This window comes from Streptococcus sp. Z554 (assembly GCF_053010305.1).
In genome coordinates this window covers 53,450-67,986 of the sequence record NZ_JBRKNV010000006.1, presented here as the reverse complement: position 1 = coordinate 67,986, position 14,537 = coordinate 53,450, and the positions used below count along the sequence as shown (strand labels likewise).

Annotated in this window: 18 protein-coding genes; 10 read left to right on the top strand and 8 right to left on the bottom strand. The window is 41.8% G+C overall.

Annotated elements, in window-relative coordinates:
* Positions 1-13 precede the first annotated feature (13 nt).
* The 6 genes from secA to nrdR all read right to left on the bottom strand — a co-directional run bounded on the left by secA (position 14) and on the right by nrdR (position 7,682).
* Positions 14-2,527 (bottom strand): preprotein translocase subunit SecA, encoded by a 2,514-nt coding sequence (gene secA / locus ACVC7R_RS06520; protein WP_447264011.1) that lies wholly within the window; start codon positions 2,525-2,527, stop codon positions 14-16.
* Between the two features lie 580 nt (positions 2,528-3,107).
* Positions 3,108-4,418: a ribosome biogenesis GTPase Der gene (der, locus tag ACVC7R_RS06515; RefSeq protein ID WP_447264010.1), complete on the bottom strand. Its 1,311-nt coding sequence runs from the start codon at positions 4,416-4,418 to the stop codon at positions 3,108-3,110.
* Positions 4,419-4,431: 13 nt separating this feature from the next.
* Complete coding sequence (locus tag ACVC7R_RS06510) at positions 4,432-5,145, bottom strand: NADPH-dependent oxidoreductase (RefSeq protein ID WP_447264009.1); 714 nt, start codon at positions 5,143-5,145, stop codon at positions 4,432-4,434.
* Entirely contained in the window at positions 5,142-6,038 is an 897-nt protein-coding gene (gene dnaI / locus ACVC7R_RS06505) for a primosomal protein DnaI (protein ID WP_447264008.1), read from the bottom strand. Before dnaI ends, ACVC7R_RS06510 begins: the two co-directional genes overlap by 4 nt.
* On the bottom strand, positions 6,039-7,208 hold the full coding sequence (locus tag ACVC7R_RS06500; protein ID WP_447264007.1) for a DNA helicase: 1,170 nt from the start codon (positions 7,206-7,208) through the stop codon (positions 6,039-6,041).
* Positions 7,209-7,682 carry a transcriptional regulator NrdR gene (gene nrdR / locus ACVC7R_RS06495; protein ID WP_004250782.1) on the bottom strand — a complete coding sequence of 158 codons (474 nt, stop codon included), beginning with the start codon at positions 7,680-7,682 and terminating at the stop codon, positions 7,209-7,211.
* Between the two features lie 142 nt (positions 7,683-7,824).
* On the opposite strand from nrdR, the gene ACVC7R_RS06490 reads away from it, so the two are divergent.
* From ACVC7R_RS06490 to ACVC7R_RS06480, 3 genes are read left to right on the top strand one after another with little or no spacing between them, the layout of a single operon-like run.
* Positions 7,825-8,190: a GntR family transcriptional regulator gene (locus ACVC7R_RS06490; protein WP_247913217.1), complete on the top strand. Its 366-nt coding sequence runs from the start codon at positions 7,825-7,827 to the stop codon at positions 8,188-8,190.
* A 3-nt stretch (positions 8,191-8,193) separates the two neighbouring features.
* Positions 8,194-8,889 carry an ABC transporter ATP-binding protein gene (locus ACVC7R_RS06485; protein WP_447264006.1) on the top strand — a complete coding sequence of 232 codons (696 nt, stop codon included), beginning with the start codon at positions 8,194-8,196 and terminating at the stop codon, positions 8,887-8,889.
* Positions 8,890-8,904: 15 nt separating this feature from the next.
* Positions 8,905-9,636: a hypothetical protein gene (locus tag ACVC7R_RS06480; protein WP_368910524.1), complete on the top strand. Its 732-nt coding sequence runs from the start codon at positions 8,905-8,907 to the stop codon at positions 9,634-9,636.
* Between the two features lie 70 nt (positions 9,637-9,706).
* Here ACVC7R_RS06480 and ACVC7R_RS06475 read toward each other — a convergent pair whose 3' ends face one another.
* Positions 9,707-10,402 (bottom strand): LrgB family protein, encoded by a 696-nt coding sequence (locus tag ACVC7R_RS06475; protein ID WP_447264005.1) that lies wholly within the window; start codon positions 10,400-10,402, stop codon positions 9,707-9,709.
* Complete coding sequence (locus ACVC7R_RS06470) at positions 10,399-10,773, bottom strand: CidA/LrgA family protein (protein ID WP_447264004.1); 375 nt, start codon at positions 10,771-10,773, stop codon at positions 10,399-10,401. The genes ACVC7R_RS06475 and ACVC7R_RS06470 overlap by 4 nt, the downstream gene beginning before the upstream one ends.
* Before the next feature lie 179 nt (positions 10,774-10,952).
* Here ACVC7R_RS06470 and ACVC7R_RS06465 point away from each other — a divergent pair, with 179 nt between their 5' ends.
* From ACVC7R_RS06465 to queF, 7 genes are all read left to right on the top strand, one after another.
* Complete coding sequence (locus ACVC7R_RS06465; protein WP_004250773.1) at positions 10,953-11,333, top strand: MarR family winged helix-turn-helix transcriptional regulator; 381 nt, start codon at positions 10,953-10,955, stop codon at positions 11,331-11,333.
* Between the two features lie 95 nt (positions 11,334-11,428).
* The gene (locus ACVC7R_RS06460) at positions 11,429-11,650 is read left to right on the top strand and encodes a DUF4649 family protein (protein WP_004250771.1); all 222 of its coding nucleotides are present in this window, start codon (positions 11,429-11,431) and stop codon (positions 11,648-11,650) included.
* Between the two features lie 14 nt (positions 11,651-11,664).
* A complete protein-coding gene (gene trxA / locus ACVC7R_RS06455) occupies positions 11,665-11,979 on the top strand; it encodes a thioredoxin (RefSeq protein ID WP_001029581.1) in 315 nt (104 codons plus the stop codon).
* Positions 11,980-12,181: 202 nt separating this feature from the next.
* Positions 12,182-12,835: a 7-cyano-7-deazaguanine synthase QueC gene (gene queC / locus ACVC7R_RS06450; RefSeq protein WP_004250769.1), complete on the top strand. Its 654-nt coding sequence runs from the start codon at positions 12,182-12,184 to the stop codon at positions 12,833-12,835.
* Complete coding sequence (gene queD / locus ACVC7R_RS06445) at positions 12,835-13,278, top strand: 6-carboxytetrahydropterin synthase QueD (protein ID WP_447264003.1); 444 nt, start codon at positions 12,835-12,837, stop codon at positions 13,276-13,278. The genes queC and queD overlap by 1 nt, the downstream gene beginning before the upstream one ends.
* The gene (gene queE, locus ACVC7R_RS06440; protein ID WP_447264002.1) at positions 13,271-13,987 is read left to right on the top strand and encodes a 7-carboxy-7-deazaguanine synthase QueE; all 717 of its coding nucleotides are present in this window, start codon (positions 13,271-13,273) and stop codon (positions 13,985-13,987) included. Before queD ends, queE begins: the two co-directional genes overlap by 8 nt.
* An 18-nt stretch (positions 13,988-14,005) precedes the next feature.
* The gene (queF, locus tag ACVC7R_RS06435; protein ID WP_000082589.1) at positions 14,006-14,497 is read left to right on the top strand and encodes a preQ(1) synthase; all 492 of its coding nucleotides are present in this window, start codon (positions 14,006-14,008) and stop codon (positions 14,495-14,497) included.
* The last annotated feature ends 40 nt before the right edge of the window (positions 14,498-14,537 follow it).

The following is a 14,537-nucleotide window of genomic DNA, read 5'->3' as shown; positions in this document are numbered from 1 at the left end:
AAATTAGTCATTCTTAACGTCGTTTACCGTGACAGTTTTTAAATTTCTTACCAGAACCACATGGGCACAAGTCATTACGTTTCACTTGACTGAGGTCCAAATCAGCTGGAAGATTTCTTTGTTGCGCAGCAATATTTCGGGTTGCTGTCGTACTGATATGATGTTCAGCTTGTGGTCGCTCTTGCTCATGAATTTGTGCTTTCATCATCAAGCGAGTCACATCAAACTCAATCGAACCAATCATATCGTTAAACATACGGAAGCCTTCCGCTTGATATTCTACAACAGGGTTGTTTTGAGCATAACCACGAAGTCCAACAGCATTTCTCAACTGGTCAAGGGCATCGATATGGTCTGTCCATTTATTATCAACAACACGTAGAATCAAGACTTTTTGGAATTCTTTAACGGCTTCTTCATCACGAAGTTTAGCAACTTGGCTATCGTAGACCTTCAATGCACGTTGGTATAACTCATCTTTGATAGCTTGGTCTGACAAACCTTCTAGGTCTGAAAGGGAAATTGAATTTTCTGGAAGCAAGTTGTACTTGGCAAAGTTCAAAATTGCTTCGAGTTTTTCATCTTGTTTAGAACGAGCATGATTGTCGACAATACGGTTGATTGTACGTTTAATCATGGCGTGAATTTCTGGAGCAAGGTCTCGATCAGCAGTGATGACATCATAACGTTGTGCGTAGATAATCTCACGTTGTTCACGCATAACATCATCATATTGAAGGACTTGTTTACGAGTATCGTAGTTGTTTCCTTCAACACGTTTTTGCGCTGCTTCAACCTGACGTGTCAACATACGAGATTCAATGGCTTCGTCAGACATGTTGAGACGTTCAAAGACACCCTTCAAGCGTTCTGAACCGAAACGTTTCATCAAATCATCTTCGAGTGACAAGTAGAATTGTGATTCACCTGGGTCTCCTTGACGACCTGAACGTCCACGAAGCTGGTTATCGATACGACGGCTCTCGTGACGTTCTGTACCGATGACGCAAAGTCCACCAAGTTCACGAACACCTTCACCAAGCTTGATATCGGTACCACGACCGGCCATGTTGGTTGCGATCGTGACCGCACCACGCTGACCAGCATTCATGATAATTTGCGCTTCTCTATAGTGGTTTTTGGCATTCAGTACTTCGTGAGGCACACCTGCTTCAACCAATTTCTTAGAAAGGAAATCACTGGTTTCAACGGCAACGGTACCTACCAAGACTGGCTGGCCTTTTTGGTAACGGGCCTTAACATCTTCAACGACAGCCTTGAATTTTGCATCGAGGCTAGCGTAGAGAAGGTCTGAATGGTCGATACGTTGGATTGGACGGTTAGTAGGAATCGGAATAACACGAATGTTGTAGATTTCGCGGAATTCTTCTTCTTCGGTTTTACCAGTACCTGTCATACCTGCCAGTTTTTTATACATACGGAAAAGGTTTTGGTAGGTAATTGATGCTGATGTCTTGGTTTCATCTTGGATTGGCACACCTTCTTTAGCTTCAATCGCTTGGTGCAAGCCATCAGAGTAACGACGACCTTCCATGGTACGACCTGTAAATTGGTCGACAATCAAGATTTCTTGTTCTTCGCTGACCACATAGTCAATATCAAGAATCATGATGTAGTTGGCACGAAGGGCATTGTCGATAAAGTGAGTCAATGCTACGTTTTCAATGTCATAAAGATTTTCTAGTTTGAAGTAGCTTTCGGCCTTGTCGATACCCGAGTCAGACAAACCGATTGTCTTAGACTGAATATCAATGATATAATCATCTTTATCCAGAGACTTCACAAAGTGGTCAGCCATATGGTAGAGTTGGCTTGTTTCAACTGCATTAGCGCCTGAAACGATCAATGGTGTACGAGCTTCGTCGATCAAGATAGAGTCAACCTCATCGACCAAGGCATAGTTGAGTGGACGTTGAACCATGTTCTCTGCGCGAACAACCATGTTGTCACGAAGATAGTCGAAACCAATTTCTGAGTTCGTTGAGTAAGTAATGTCACAGAGATAAGCTTCTTTTTTCTCCATTGGAGATTTTGCAGCCAAGTTAATTCCTACTGACAAACCAAGCCATGAGTACAACTCACCCATTTCAGTCGCGTCACGTTCTGTAAGGTATTCGTTGACGGTAACTACGTGGACACCTTTTCCTGCAAGGGCATTAAGGTATACCGGCATAGTCGCTGTCAATGTTTTACCCTCACCAGTACGCATCTCAGGAACGTCACCGTGGTGAAGAACGATACCACCCATAACCTGAACCTTATATGGGAAGAGACCAAGGACACGCTTAGCACCTTCGCGAACAACTGCAAATGCTTCATACAAGAGCTGATCTAACGTTTCACCATTTTGATAACGTTGCTTAAACTCATCCGTTTTCGCTTGGAGCTGCTCATCTGTCATTGCAGCCATCTCATCTTCGTATTTCAAAACCTTGTCAGCCATCTTTTCAAGACGACGAAGTTCACCTTTATCATTTTCGATGATTGTTTTTAGTAAATTTGCCATTTTTTTCCTTACTTCGAATTTTTAATATTTTAAAACGTTCTTCTCATTGTAACATATTTGCCAAGTTTTTTCAAGAAAGAATCCGTTTTCCCTTAGGACAAAAAAAGGGATAACCAAGATGATTAGTTCCCTTAAAATTTCTCTTTCCAGCAAGGTTTTTTACTGAGATTTTCCCTCAGTCGTTGCTAGCTTTCTTCTTGTCCAATCTCAGTTTGTTCATCTTTTTTAGACAGTCAAAAACTTTCCAGTCATTTACAAGGGATAAGAAGATTAAGAGCAACCAAATGCCCCACCTTGTTAAATCTCTAGGACTTAACCAAATATAATTAAACAGTAAAACTGAAAATCCTGTAAAAGCTATACTAAACAAAGCCCACAAAGGAAGGTAAATCCAGTAAAAATAATAGAAAAAAGTGAAGTATCTACTATCTCTATCTACCTTCTCAATCCAACGCAAAAAGTAAAAGTAGGGCGCTAAAACCAACAACTTCAACAACTTCTCCATCTCACACCTCACCAAGTCTTTTCTTATTTTATTATAGCAAAAAAATCTGGAAATATCTTTCCAGATTCTGCTTTTTTATTTTCGTTTTCTTGCGATCAGATGGATCGGTGTCCCTTCAAAGACAAAGGCCTTGCGGATTTGATTTTCCAAGAAACGCAAGTAAGAGAAGTGCATCAGTTCTTCTTCGTTGACAAAGATCACAAAGGTTGGTGGTTTGGTTGCCACTTGAGTCGCATAGAAAATCTTGAGACGTTTTCCTTTGTCGGTCGGTGTTGGGTTGATGGCGATAGCATCCATAATAACATCATTCAAGACTGCTGATGGGATACGGGTATTTTGACTCTCGCTGATTTGTTTAATCATCTCTGGAAGTTTGTGGAGACGTTGCTTGGTCAAAGCTGATACAAAGATAATCGGTGCGTAAGGCAGGTATTGGAACTGCTCACGGATATCCTCTTCCCAGTTTTTCATGGTGTGGTTATCTTTTTCAAGAGTATCCCACTTGTTGACCACGATAATCATCCCTTTACCGGCTTCGTGAGCAAATCCAGCGATACGCTTGTCGTACTCACGGATGCCTTCTTCAGCGTTGAGGACCATCAAGACTACATCTGAACGGTCAATGGCACGCATGGCACGCATAACGGAGTATTTCTCTGTATTTTCATATACTTTACCAGACTTGCGCATACCAGCCGTATCAATCATGGTAAATTCTTGACCGTCAGCATCTGTAAAATGGGTATCAATGGCATCGCGAGTTGTACCAGCTACAGGACTGGCAATGACACGATCTTCTCCCAAAATGGCATTGATCAAGCTAGATTTTCCGACATTGGGACGTCCAATCAAGCTAAACTTAATGACATCTGGATTTTCTTCTTCGACTTCCTGCGGGAGTTTTTCCACGATGGCGTCTAGCACATCCCCTGTACCAATCCCGTGCACAGACGAAATTGGTAAAGGTTCGCCCAAACCTAGAGCATAGAAATCATAGATATCATTTCGCATTTCAGGATTGTCTACCTTGTTGACTGCAAGGATGACTGGTTTATGAGTTTTATAAAGTTTACGGGCTACGTACTCGTCTGCATCCGTGATTCCTTCTTTACCGGAAACTACAAAGACGATGACATCCGCTTCTTCCATGGCAATCTCTGCCTGGTGCTTGATTTGTTCCATAAATGGAGCATCAACATCGTCAATCCCTCCCGTATCAATCATACTGAAAGAACGGTTAAGCCATTCACCAGTAGCATAGATACGGTCTCGTGTTACTCCTTCGACATCTTCTACGATTGAGATGCGTTCCCCTGCAATACGGTTAAACAGGGTTGATTTCCCAACATTGGGACGTCCTACGATGGCAACAGTTGGTAAGGCCATGTTTTCTCACTTTCTACAATAAGTTCTTTTGTTCAAGATTTTCTCTGGTTGAGCTTGGTTCAGGCTGACCGAATTGCTCTGCAAGACGTTGACTCCAAGTGGTAGTCGCACGAGCTCCTGCATATTCAGTCTGCACACGATCATAGGCTTCAATAGCCTCAGTTGTTTGTTCTTGGTATTCTTCCTCAAAGACAACATTTTCGAGTGGTAATCTTGGTTTTACATCATGTTTTTGGTTCGGTACACCCAGTGCAATCCCAAAAACTGGGTAGGTGTAGTCAGGAAGGTTGAACAATTCTGCTAACTCAGCAGATTTGTAACGCACCAATCCAATAATTACCCCACCGTAACCTAGACTCTCTGCAGCCAGCAAGCTATTTTGCCCAGCAAGTGCAGCATCCACAGATGTAATCAAGAGACCTTCCACACCTTGTGGTTGGAAAGTATCTGTATGGAGACGAGCTCCTTTTTCTGCACGGTTTAGATCACCAACAAAGAGCAAGAATGCTGCTGATTGACGAATAGCTTCCTGAGGAACTAGTTCATACAGAGCATCTTTCTTCTCTTGACTTCTGACTACAATCACTGAATAAGATTGGAAATTTTTCCAAGTTGAAGCCATTTGGGCAGCCTTCAAAATCTCATTCAAGTCCTCTTGAGGAATCTCTTGCTCCTTAAATCTGCGCACTGATGAGTGGCTTTGCATTAATTTAATCGTTTCTGTCATCGACGATTTTCTCCTTCTAATCTTGTTTCCTCTGCTAAATAACGGATACGCTCCATGACACGTCTAGCTTCCCAAGTTTCATCATTTCCGTTCTTGCCTTTTGCAAAATGTTTTTCCAAATCTTCAAAATTGAAGTTGGAAGTGAAAAAGGTCGGTAAATCTTCCTGCATACGATACTGAAGAATCACTTGCAAGATTTCATCACGGACCCACGGTGTTGATTGTTCAGCACCAATATCATCCAAAATCAAAACTTCAGCTTGCTTAATCTCATCCACCAAAGTCTTAACATTTCCATCACCAATAGCATTTTTGACATCAATAACAAAGCTCGGATAGTGGAGGAGAGTTGATGAAACACCACGTTTTTCTGACAAATCATGGGCTAGGGCAGCGACCATAAAGCTCTTCCCAACCCCAAAATCTCCATAGAGATAGAGACCCTTACGGATGACCGGATATTGGTCAACAAAGGCGAATAACTTTTCGAAAACCGGTAAGCGCCCTGCATCATCTAAATCAACTTGAGCTAGGCTAGCTTTTTTAAGACTAGCTGGAAGATTGATCAGTCTGAGACGGTTCTTGATAGCTGCTTCTTTCTCAGCCGCAATCAGTTCCGGAGTTTCCTCATAGGATACATCTGCATAACCACGATTCATGACCAGAATAGGCTTATAACCACGCGCAATATAGTCTGTATCTCCGCGAAGGAACTTATCACGTTCGGTGATGTATTGGTTAAACTTAGAGATACTACGATTCAATTCCTCTTGACTGAGAGATTCCTTCTGGATAAAAGCCGCAACATCCGGATCTTTTACAATCTGCTGGACCAAGTCTTGGTATTGAAAACGGCTGGGATGACCTTTAAGCACATCTCCTACACTTTCCATCTAGTCTCCTCCTTTCCCTAATCGGGCTAACATTTCTTTTTTCTTGCGTTCTAACTCCAAACGAGTTTCTTCGCTGGTTTCATTCTTATATTCCGGATTACTCCATTTAGGAACATTGGTTTTTGCCTGGCTTGCCTGCGCCGTTTTTTGTTCCTGCCCCTTTTGATTCTTCTCTCGGATTCGCAATACAGCTTCTTCAGCAGACCTGACTTTGTTATAAGAGTAATCATTAGCCACTTTCATGGCATATTTTTCATTGAGATTGGCCGAATCAACCTTGTTGAAGGTCAAAAGTATAACCACATTGATGACTTCGTCAAGCAAGCCTAGGTCTGCCATCTGTTTCAGCAAATCACGTTCAGCTTGGATAATTCCAGCATTTCGTGTCTGTTTGATTTCTGCCAAAAAATGCAGGGCAGTTTTACTTTTAGCTTCTCGGATAATGGTTGCTTCCTTAGGGCTAAAGTCCGATGCGACGGGCTGTTGCGCTAATTTTTCACGCATGCGCTTGACAGAAATGACTTGGGAAACTGCTGTTCCTTTAGCTAACTGATAAGTTTCAAACCAGGTCCATTTTTTCTCGTCAGCGATTTTAAATAACTCTAAAACATCTGACTGTTCATCTTGGAAACGGAGACCATCTCTCGCCATGAGCTGACGAAAATGATCCAAATCAAAATCATTCGTAAACTTAGCTCTTACTGGCATCTCATCCTGACTAACCATGTCCTCTATCTCTGGAAAGACCTGACTCAAAGAAACCGTCAAAGCTTCTCCGTCTGCAGACTCTTGACGCAAATCAGAAACTGCTGGATCGCCAATTTTTTTCTCCAATAAAGTCCGATAAACTGTGTGACGCAAGAAATCTGAACTAGAAAGCGTTGGATGAATAGCAAGTTCATAGCCGTCACCCTTTTGATAGAGGGTAAGCAAGTTGAATGCTGATAAGATTTTAAAAGCTTTTAAGAGTCTGTCCATCCCAAAATTAAGATGGTTGAGAATCGCAGCAAAGAGGTGTTCCTTTTGTCCATTATCCCAAAAGGCTAGGGTATAAAGGTAAAGACTGAGCGCATCCTGACCGATAATCGGGAGGTAGCACTGCACCAAAGTTGTGGGATCTTGCGACACCCGATTATTCTTAAGAAAAGAAAAACGATCATTAGGCTTCATTTATTTTTCCTTTTTCTTCTTTGAAGATTGCGTAATTTGTTTGAGAAGATTTTCGAGCTCGCTCACGTCTTTAAAGCTACGATAGACGCTGGCGAAACGAACGTAAGTGATTTCATCTAGTTCAGCCAATTCTTCCATGACCAGAGAACCAATATCTTCACTTTGAATTTCATTATCATTACGACTGAGGAGTTTTTGTTCGATACGATTGACCACCATGCCAATCTCATCACTAGACACCGGACGTTTTTGAGCCGAACGAATAATCCCGTTAAAGATTTTATCTCTGGAGAACTGCTCCCGTGTGCCATCCTTCTTGACCACAACCAGCGTTCTCTCTTCTACACGTTCATAGGTCGTAAAACGATGCTGACATTCTTCACACTCACGTCTTCTTCTAATCGTATTTCCTTCTTCAGCCTGACGGCTATCGATAACACTTGATTTAGTAGCGCCACATTTTGGACAACGCATGCCTTCCCCTCCTTGTCGTTTTCTTTTCATTATACCATTTTTTTGAGCAATTCCCAAAATAATTCTCCTTTTGGCTTGACAAGTTTCTTGTTTAGTTGTATTATTTAATTAACACAATAGATATTGTAGAAAGGAGACCGTGATGTCCTGGATATTTGATAACAATAAACCTATTTATTTGCAGATAATGGATAAGATTAAACTGCAAATTATTTCCCATAAACTCGAACCCAACCAACAGCTACCAACTGTCAGAGAGTTGGCTAGTGAGGCTGGTGTCAATCCTAATACCATCCAACGTGCCCTATCAGACCTAGAAAGAGAAGGCTTCGTATACACCAAGCGTACTGCAGGACGTTTTGTCACAGAGGACTTGGACTTAATCCTCCAATCCCGGAAACAACTATCAGAAGAACAACTGCAGCAGTTTGTAACAGGCATGGTAGAATTTGGCTATGAAAAAGAAGAACTACCAACTGTTTTGAGAGATTATATCGAAGGAGTTTAGACTATGACCTTGTTAACGTTTGAAAATGTTTCAAAATACTATGGAGCAAGCCCTGCTCTTCAAAATGTTTCCCTTGAAATTCCAGCAGGAAAGATTGTGGGTCTCCTTGGCCCAAACGGTTCCGGAAAGACAACCCTGATTAAACTAATCAACGGCTTGTTACAACCTGATGGAGGGCGTATTCTGATCAACGACATGGAACCAAGCCCAGCAACTAAGGCAATTGTTTCTTATCTGCCTGATACAACCTATCTCAACGAGCAAATGAAAGTCAAGGAAGCTCTTACCTTTTTCAAGACCTTCTATAAAGATTTCAATCTAGAACGCGCTCAAGGTCTTCTTCGCGACCTTGGCATCGATGAGAATAGCCGTTTCAAGAAACTCTCAAAAGGGAACAAAGAAAAAGTTCAGTTGATCCTTGTCATGAGTCGTGACGCTCGTTTGTATGTTCTTGACGAACCAATCGGTGGTGTCGACCCCGCAGCTCGCGACTATATCTTGAATACCATCATTAACAACTACTCTCCAACTTCGACTGTCTTGATTTCAACTCACTTGATTTCCGACATCGAACCAATCTTGGATGAGATTATTTTCCTCAAGGACGGAAAAGTCGTCCGTCAAGGAAATGTGGATGATATTCGTTACGAGTCAGGTGAATCAATTGACCAGCTCTTCCGTCACGAATTCAAAGCCTAGATAAAGGAGATTATTATGTTTTGGAATTTAGTTCGTTATGAATTTAAAAATGTCAACAAATGGTTTTTAGCCCTCTATGCAGCTGTACTATCCTTATCTGTCATCATCGGTATTCAGGGCAGTAGCCTCTCAAGCACCTATTATCAAGATAAGGGCGTTGTCATGTTAGTATTTCTATCTCTGGTTTTTGGGGGATTGGTTATTACTTTGAGTATCTCAACCTTGATTTTGATTATTCAACGATTTAAGGGAAGTGTTTACGATCGTCGTGGCTATCTAACTCTCACCCTTCCAGTATCTGAACACCAGATTCTCTCCGCTAAACTTCTTGGAGCCTTTGTTTGGTCTTTGGCAAGTACAGTGGTCTTCCTTTTTAGCCTTTATATTATCATTTCCATGATTCAACCAGACGCCTTCCTATCTAGTTTTGCCGAGTATATGCTAAAAAATTATACAGATAATTTCTGGTTAGCCTTGATTTCCTATATTTTTAACACTCTTGCAGGTATTCTTTGTATCTACTTGTCTATCTCTATCGGTCAACTCTTTAATGAATACCGTACAGCTCTTGCGGTCGTCGCCTACATCGCCATCCAAGTTGTTCTTGGATTTATCACCCTCAATCTTCGCATCGATTTCGACTACAATTGGGTTTTATCCTTTGAAATTTTCAAAGATTTAATCCTTAGCGTCGGCTTCTATCTCGGAACCTACTACATCTTGAAGAACAAAGTTAATCTACAATAATAAATGAAACCCCTAGCAACTAAAGCTAGGGGGGCTTTTTTTACCCAAATAAATGAAACATTCTTAGTTTTTAACTCAAAATCAAATTGGCTACAATAGGACTGACAAATACGTAAAGTAAACCTGTTACACCGATTGCTAAGCCAGCCATGGCGCCAGCTACTGATCCGTAGTGAAATGCTGTCCCAGTACCGACTGCGTGGCCAGTTCCTCCAAGAGCAAGACCTGCGGCTACTGGGTCGTCAATTTTTAGCCATTTCAAGAGTGTTGGCCCGATAACGCTAGTCAAAATGCCAGTTGCTACCACAACTACCAAGGTGATCGTCGCTATCCCTTGTAGCTTATCCGTAATTCCAACTGCCATAGCCGTCGTTACAGACTTTGGGAAAAGCGAAATCGCCAAGAAGAAATCCATACCGAAGAATTTTGCAACGAAAGCTGTAAAAACTGTATTCACAACAACCGCTAAGAAACTACTGAGTAAAATACTTCTAACATGGTGCTTCATGAGGTGAAAGCTCTTATAAAGAGGAATCCCTAGGGCTACTGTTGAGGGAACAATCAAGTTATTAAGATAAATCCCACCTTGATAATAAGCAGCATAAGAAATACCCGTCAGTTTTAGAAAAGCAATGATAAATAAAGTCGCTAAGAGTAAGGGAGTTGTTAGAGGGTGAGGATACCTTCTAAAGATAATCATGCCTCCAAGGTAAGCCAAAATGGACAAGGCTATCCCAAATAGTGGATTGGATACAAATTCGCTCATTTGACACCTCTTTCTTCGTAATCTCCTTCATAACGCTTTTTGATAAACTGAACGACCAGCGCAATCAAGATAATATTGATAACTGCTGCAAAAAAGACAATCAAGACAATGGGCAATAAATAGGGAGCAATCACATCAAATTTCTCCATAATCCCAACTGCAGGAGGTAGAAAGAGGATAGTCATATTAGCTAGGAGAAAATTCCCAACCATGTTGACATGACGTACCCGCAACCACTTAAACTGCAAGGCTAAAAAAAGGATAATCAAGCCAATAATACTACCCGGAATCGGCAAATGGAAAAAAACGGAAATTCCCTCACCGATTAAAGAAATCACAAATAAAATCATTAACTGAACATATAACTTCATCGTATTCTCCAAAAATAGACTTTCTGCATACCAGTTTACTCCTTTTTCTGAAAATTTCAAGGAAATACACAAGAAACATCCTTCTTGCTATCTATTCCAAAAAGTTGTATACTAATTGCGTGCGCAAGCATCTCAGATAGGCAATCTGTTTATAACTACCATATAGAAAGGAGATTGATATGACTTACTTAGAAAAATGGTTTGACTTCAACCGCCGACAAGTAGAGCTAGAAGCTCTTTTAGAGCAAACGATTGCTGAACAGAGTGACCAAAGCCTAACGCTCAAAGAATTCTATCTCTTGCACTTTTTAAATCAGGCTCAAGAAAAATCTTTGAGACAGATTGACCTGCCTGACAAACTCCATCTGAGTCCAAGTGCTGTATCACGAATGGTGGCACGCTTAGAAGCCAAAAACTGCGGTTTACTTAGTCGGAGATGTTGTGACCAGGATAAGCGAGCTAGTTTTATCTGCCTCACTAAGGAGGGTCAGACAACTCTTGCCTATCTACAAAAAGCTGTAGAAGAAAGCCTTGAAACAAAAGCAAGTTGGCTTTCCTAAAATTTTTACAAAAAACTTGCGTGCGCAAGCAATTTTCTTGACATTCCTTTTTCCAAGGAGTAAAATGAAGATATGATTTAGCAAAGGAGAATCCTATGATTGAAATCACTTATCTTGATGCCAGCAAGCAAGAGAGAACCATGACCTTCGAGTCATACGAAGAATTTGAACGTTCTCAACATGCCTGCCTGATTGGTGTCGCAGACTACTACCCTGTCCAAAAAGTAACCTACAAGGGGCATGATTTGGACTACCATGGGACTTATGGAGATGTTTTCTTCTATCTCATGAAACAAGATTTAAGCCAATATAATTAAAAAGGAGAAATACTATGGCAAAAGCAATTACAGATGCAACATTCGAACAAGAAACTAAAGACGGATTGGTCTTGGTAGACTTCTGGGCAACTTGGTGTGGTCCATGTCGTATGCAAGGTCCAATCTTGGACAAATTGTCTGAAGAACTTTCAGAAGATGTCTTGAAGATCGTTAAAATGGACGTTGACGAAAATCCGAATACAGCTCGTGCATTTGGTATCATGTCTATCCCTACTCTTCTCTTCAAGAAAGATGGACAAGTTGTTAAACAAGTGGCTGGTGTCCACACAGCTGAACAAATCAAGGCCATCGTTGCTGAATTAAGCTAATCAAAGGAGAGACCAAGTGCATTCATTTGGTCTCTTTTTTCTTGCCCTTTGCCATTTTTCAAAAAATATGCTAGACTGTAACTAGAATATTACGATGTTTGGGACATGCCATCGCTAAAAAAAACCTCTACTTGGTATTTTTTAGCTCCCTCTGGGGAGCTTTTTGCGTGCTCTGAACATTTCCCATTTTGGAAGGAGTACTATGAAACGTCAATCAGCCTTGGTCGTCTTTAGTGGCGGTCAAGATTCAACAACCTGCCTTTTCTGGGCCAAGCAACACTATGAAAGGGTCGAAGCCGTTACCTTTGCCTACGGTCAACGCCACCATTTAGAAATTCAAGTGGCCAAAGAAATCGCTGAGGAACAAGGAATTCGTCATCATATCCTAGATATGTCTCTGCTAGGACAAATTACTGAAAATGCCTTGACTTCAGATTTAGAAATTGAGCAAAAAGAAGGAGAGGTTCCTAATACCTTCGTTGACGGTCGCAATCATCTCTTTCTGTCCTTTGCGGCAGTCCTTGCCAAGCAGCGTGGAATTACGGATATCGTGACAGGAGTGTGCGAAACAGACTTCTCAGGTTATCCTGACTGTCGGGATGTCTTTGTCAAATCACTCAATGTCACGCTCAACCTTGCTATGGATTACGACTTTGTGATCCAAACGCCTCTCATGTGGCTAGACAAGGCTGAAACTTGGGAATTAGCTGACCAACTCGGTGCCTTTGACTACGTTCGTGAGAAGACCTTGACCTGCTACAATGGGATTATCGGTACTGGTTGTGGAGATTGTCCTGCCTGCCATCTACGCCAACATGGTTTAGAGGTTTATCTCTCTCAGAAAGGAGAGGCCTGATGTTTTTTGCCCCCAAAGAAATCAAACAAGAAACTGGGGAATCTCTTGTCTACAATCCTCACAGAACCTTAGTCTCAAAAGAATTTACCTTCGATGCTGCCCACCACCTCTTTCACTATGAAGGAAAATGCAAATCCCTACACGGTCACACCTATCATCTGCAAATCGCTATCAGTGGATTTTTAGATGATAGAGGTATGACCTACGATTTCGGAGACATCAAAGCTATCTACAAGGACTACTTAGAGCCCCACTTGGATCATCGCTATCTCAATGAAACCCTGCCCTACATGAATACGACTGCTGAAAATATGGTTTACTGGATTTTCCAAACCATGAGCCAAGAGTTGCCAGACGAACGCGGTCTCCGTTTGGAATATGTTCGCCTCTATGAAACTCCGACTGCCTTTGCAGAGTTTAGACGGGAGTGGTTAGATGACTAGGGAACGTGTCCTCAAACTACCAGTTTTGGAAATTTTTGGCCCAACCTTTCAAGGCGAAGGTCGTGCTATTGGCCAGAAAACCATGTTTGTCCGCACTGCTGGTTGTGACTACCACTGCGATTGGTGCGATTCTGCCTTTACTTGGGATGGTTCTGAGAAGCCTACTCGCATGACAGCTGATGAAGTGATCGCTGAGTTAGACAAACTAGGAAGCTACGACTATGTCACCCTATCTGGGGGAAATCCTGCTATCCTAGCAGCCAATATGGCTCAACTTGTCACCAAGCTCAAGGAACGTGGTATCACTCTTGCTGTTGAGACCCAAGGCTCCCGCTGGCAAAATTGGTTAAAAGATATCGACCAAGTCACTCTGAGTCCTAAGCCTCCTTCCTCCAAGATGGAAGTCAACTTTGAGACCTTGGACTTTATCGTTTCCCAACTAGACCCAGACAAAGTCACCTTTAAAATCCCTGTCTTTGATGATGCAGATCTAGCCTTTGCCAAAGGTATTCAAGAACGCTACCAACCAGATGTCCTCTTCTTATCGGCGGGAAATCCTGAGCCCAAGGCTACAGGCAATATTGTCCAAGACCAACTGGATCGCCTCAAAGAACTCTGGGAACGTGTCGCTACCGACGATAGCTGGGGCAATGTCCGCGTCCTTCCTCAACTCCATACCCTCCTCTACGACAACCAACGTGGTGTTTAAGATTAGAAAGAAAAAATCATGTCACAACAAGAAGAAATGAAAAACCTCAGCCTCCTCGGCAACAAAGAAACCAACTACATTTTCGAATATCAACCCGAAGTCCTCGAATCCTTTGACAATCGTCATGTAGAAAATGACTATTTCATCAAATTTAACTGCCCTGAATTTACCTCACTTTGCCCTATTACCGCTCAACCAGACTTCGCAACCATTTATATTTCCTACATTCCTGACAAGCTCTGTGTCGAGTCAAAATCCCTCAAACTCTACCTCTTTAGCTACCGAAACCATGGAGATTTTCATGAAAACTGTATCAACACTATCGGGAAAGACTTGGTCAACTTGCTAGACCCTCGCTATTTAGAAGTCTGGGGAAAATTTACACCTCGCGGTGGCATTTCAATCGATCCCTACTACAACTACGGTAGACCTGGAACCAAGTATGAAGGATTGGCAGAACAACGCCTCTTCCAACACGACCTTTATCCAGAGAAAATTGACAACCGTTAAACTCATACTCAATGAAAATCAAAGAACAAATTAGGAAGCT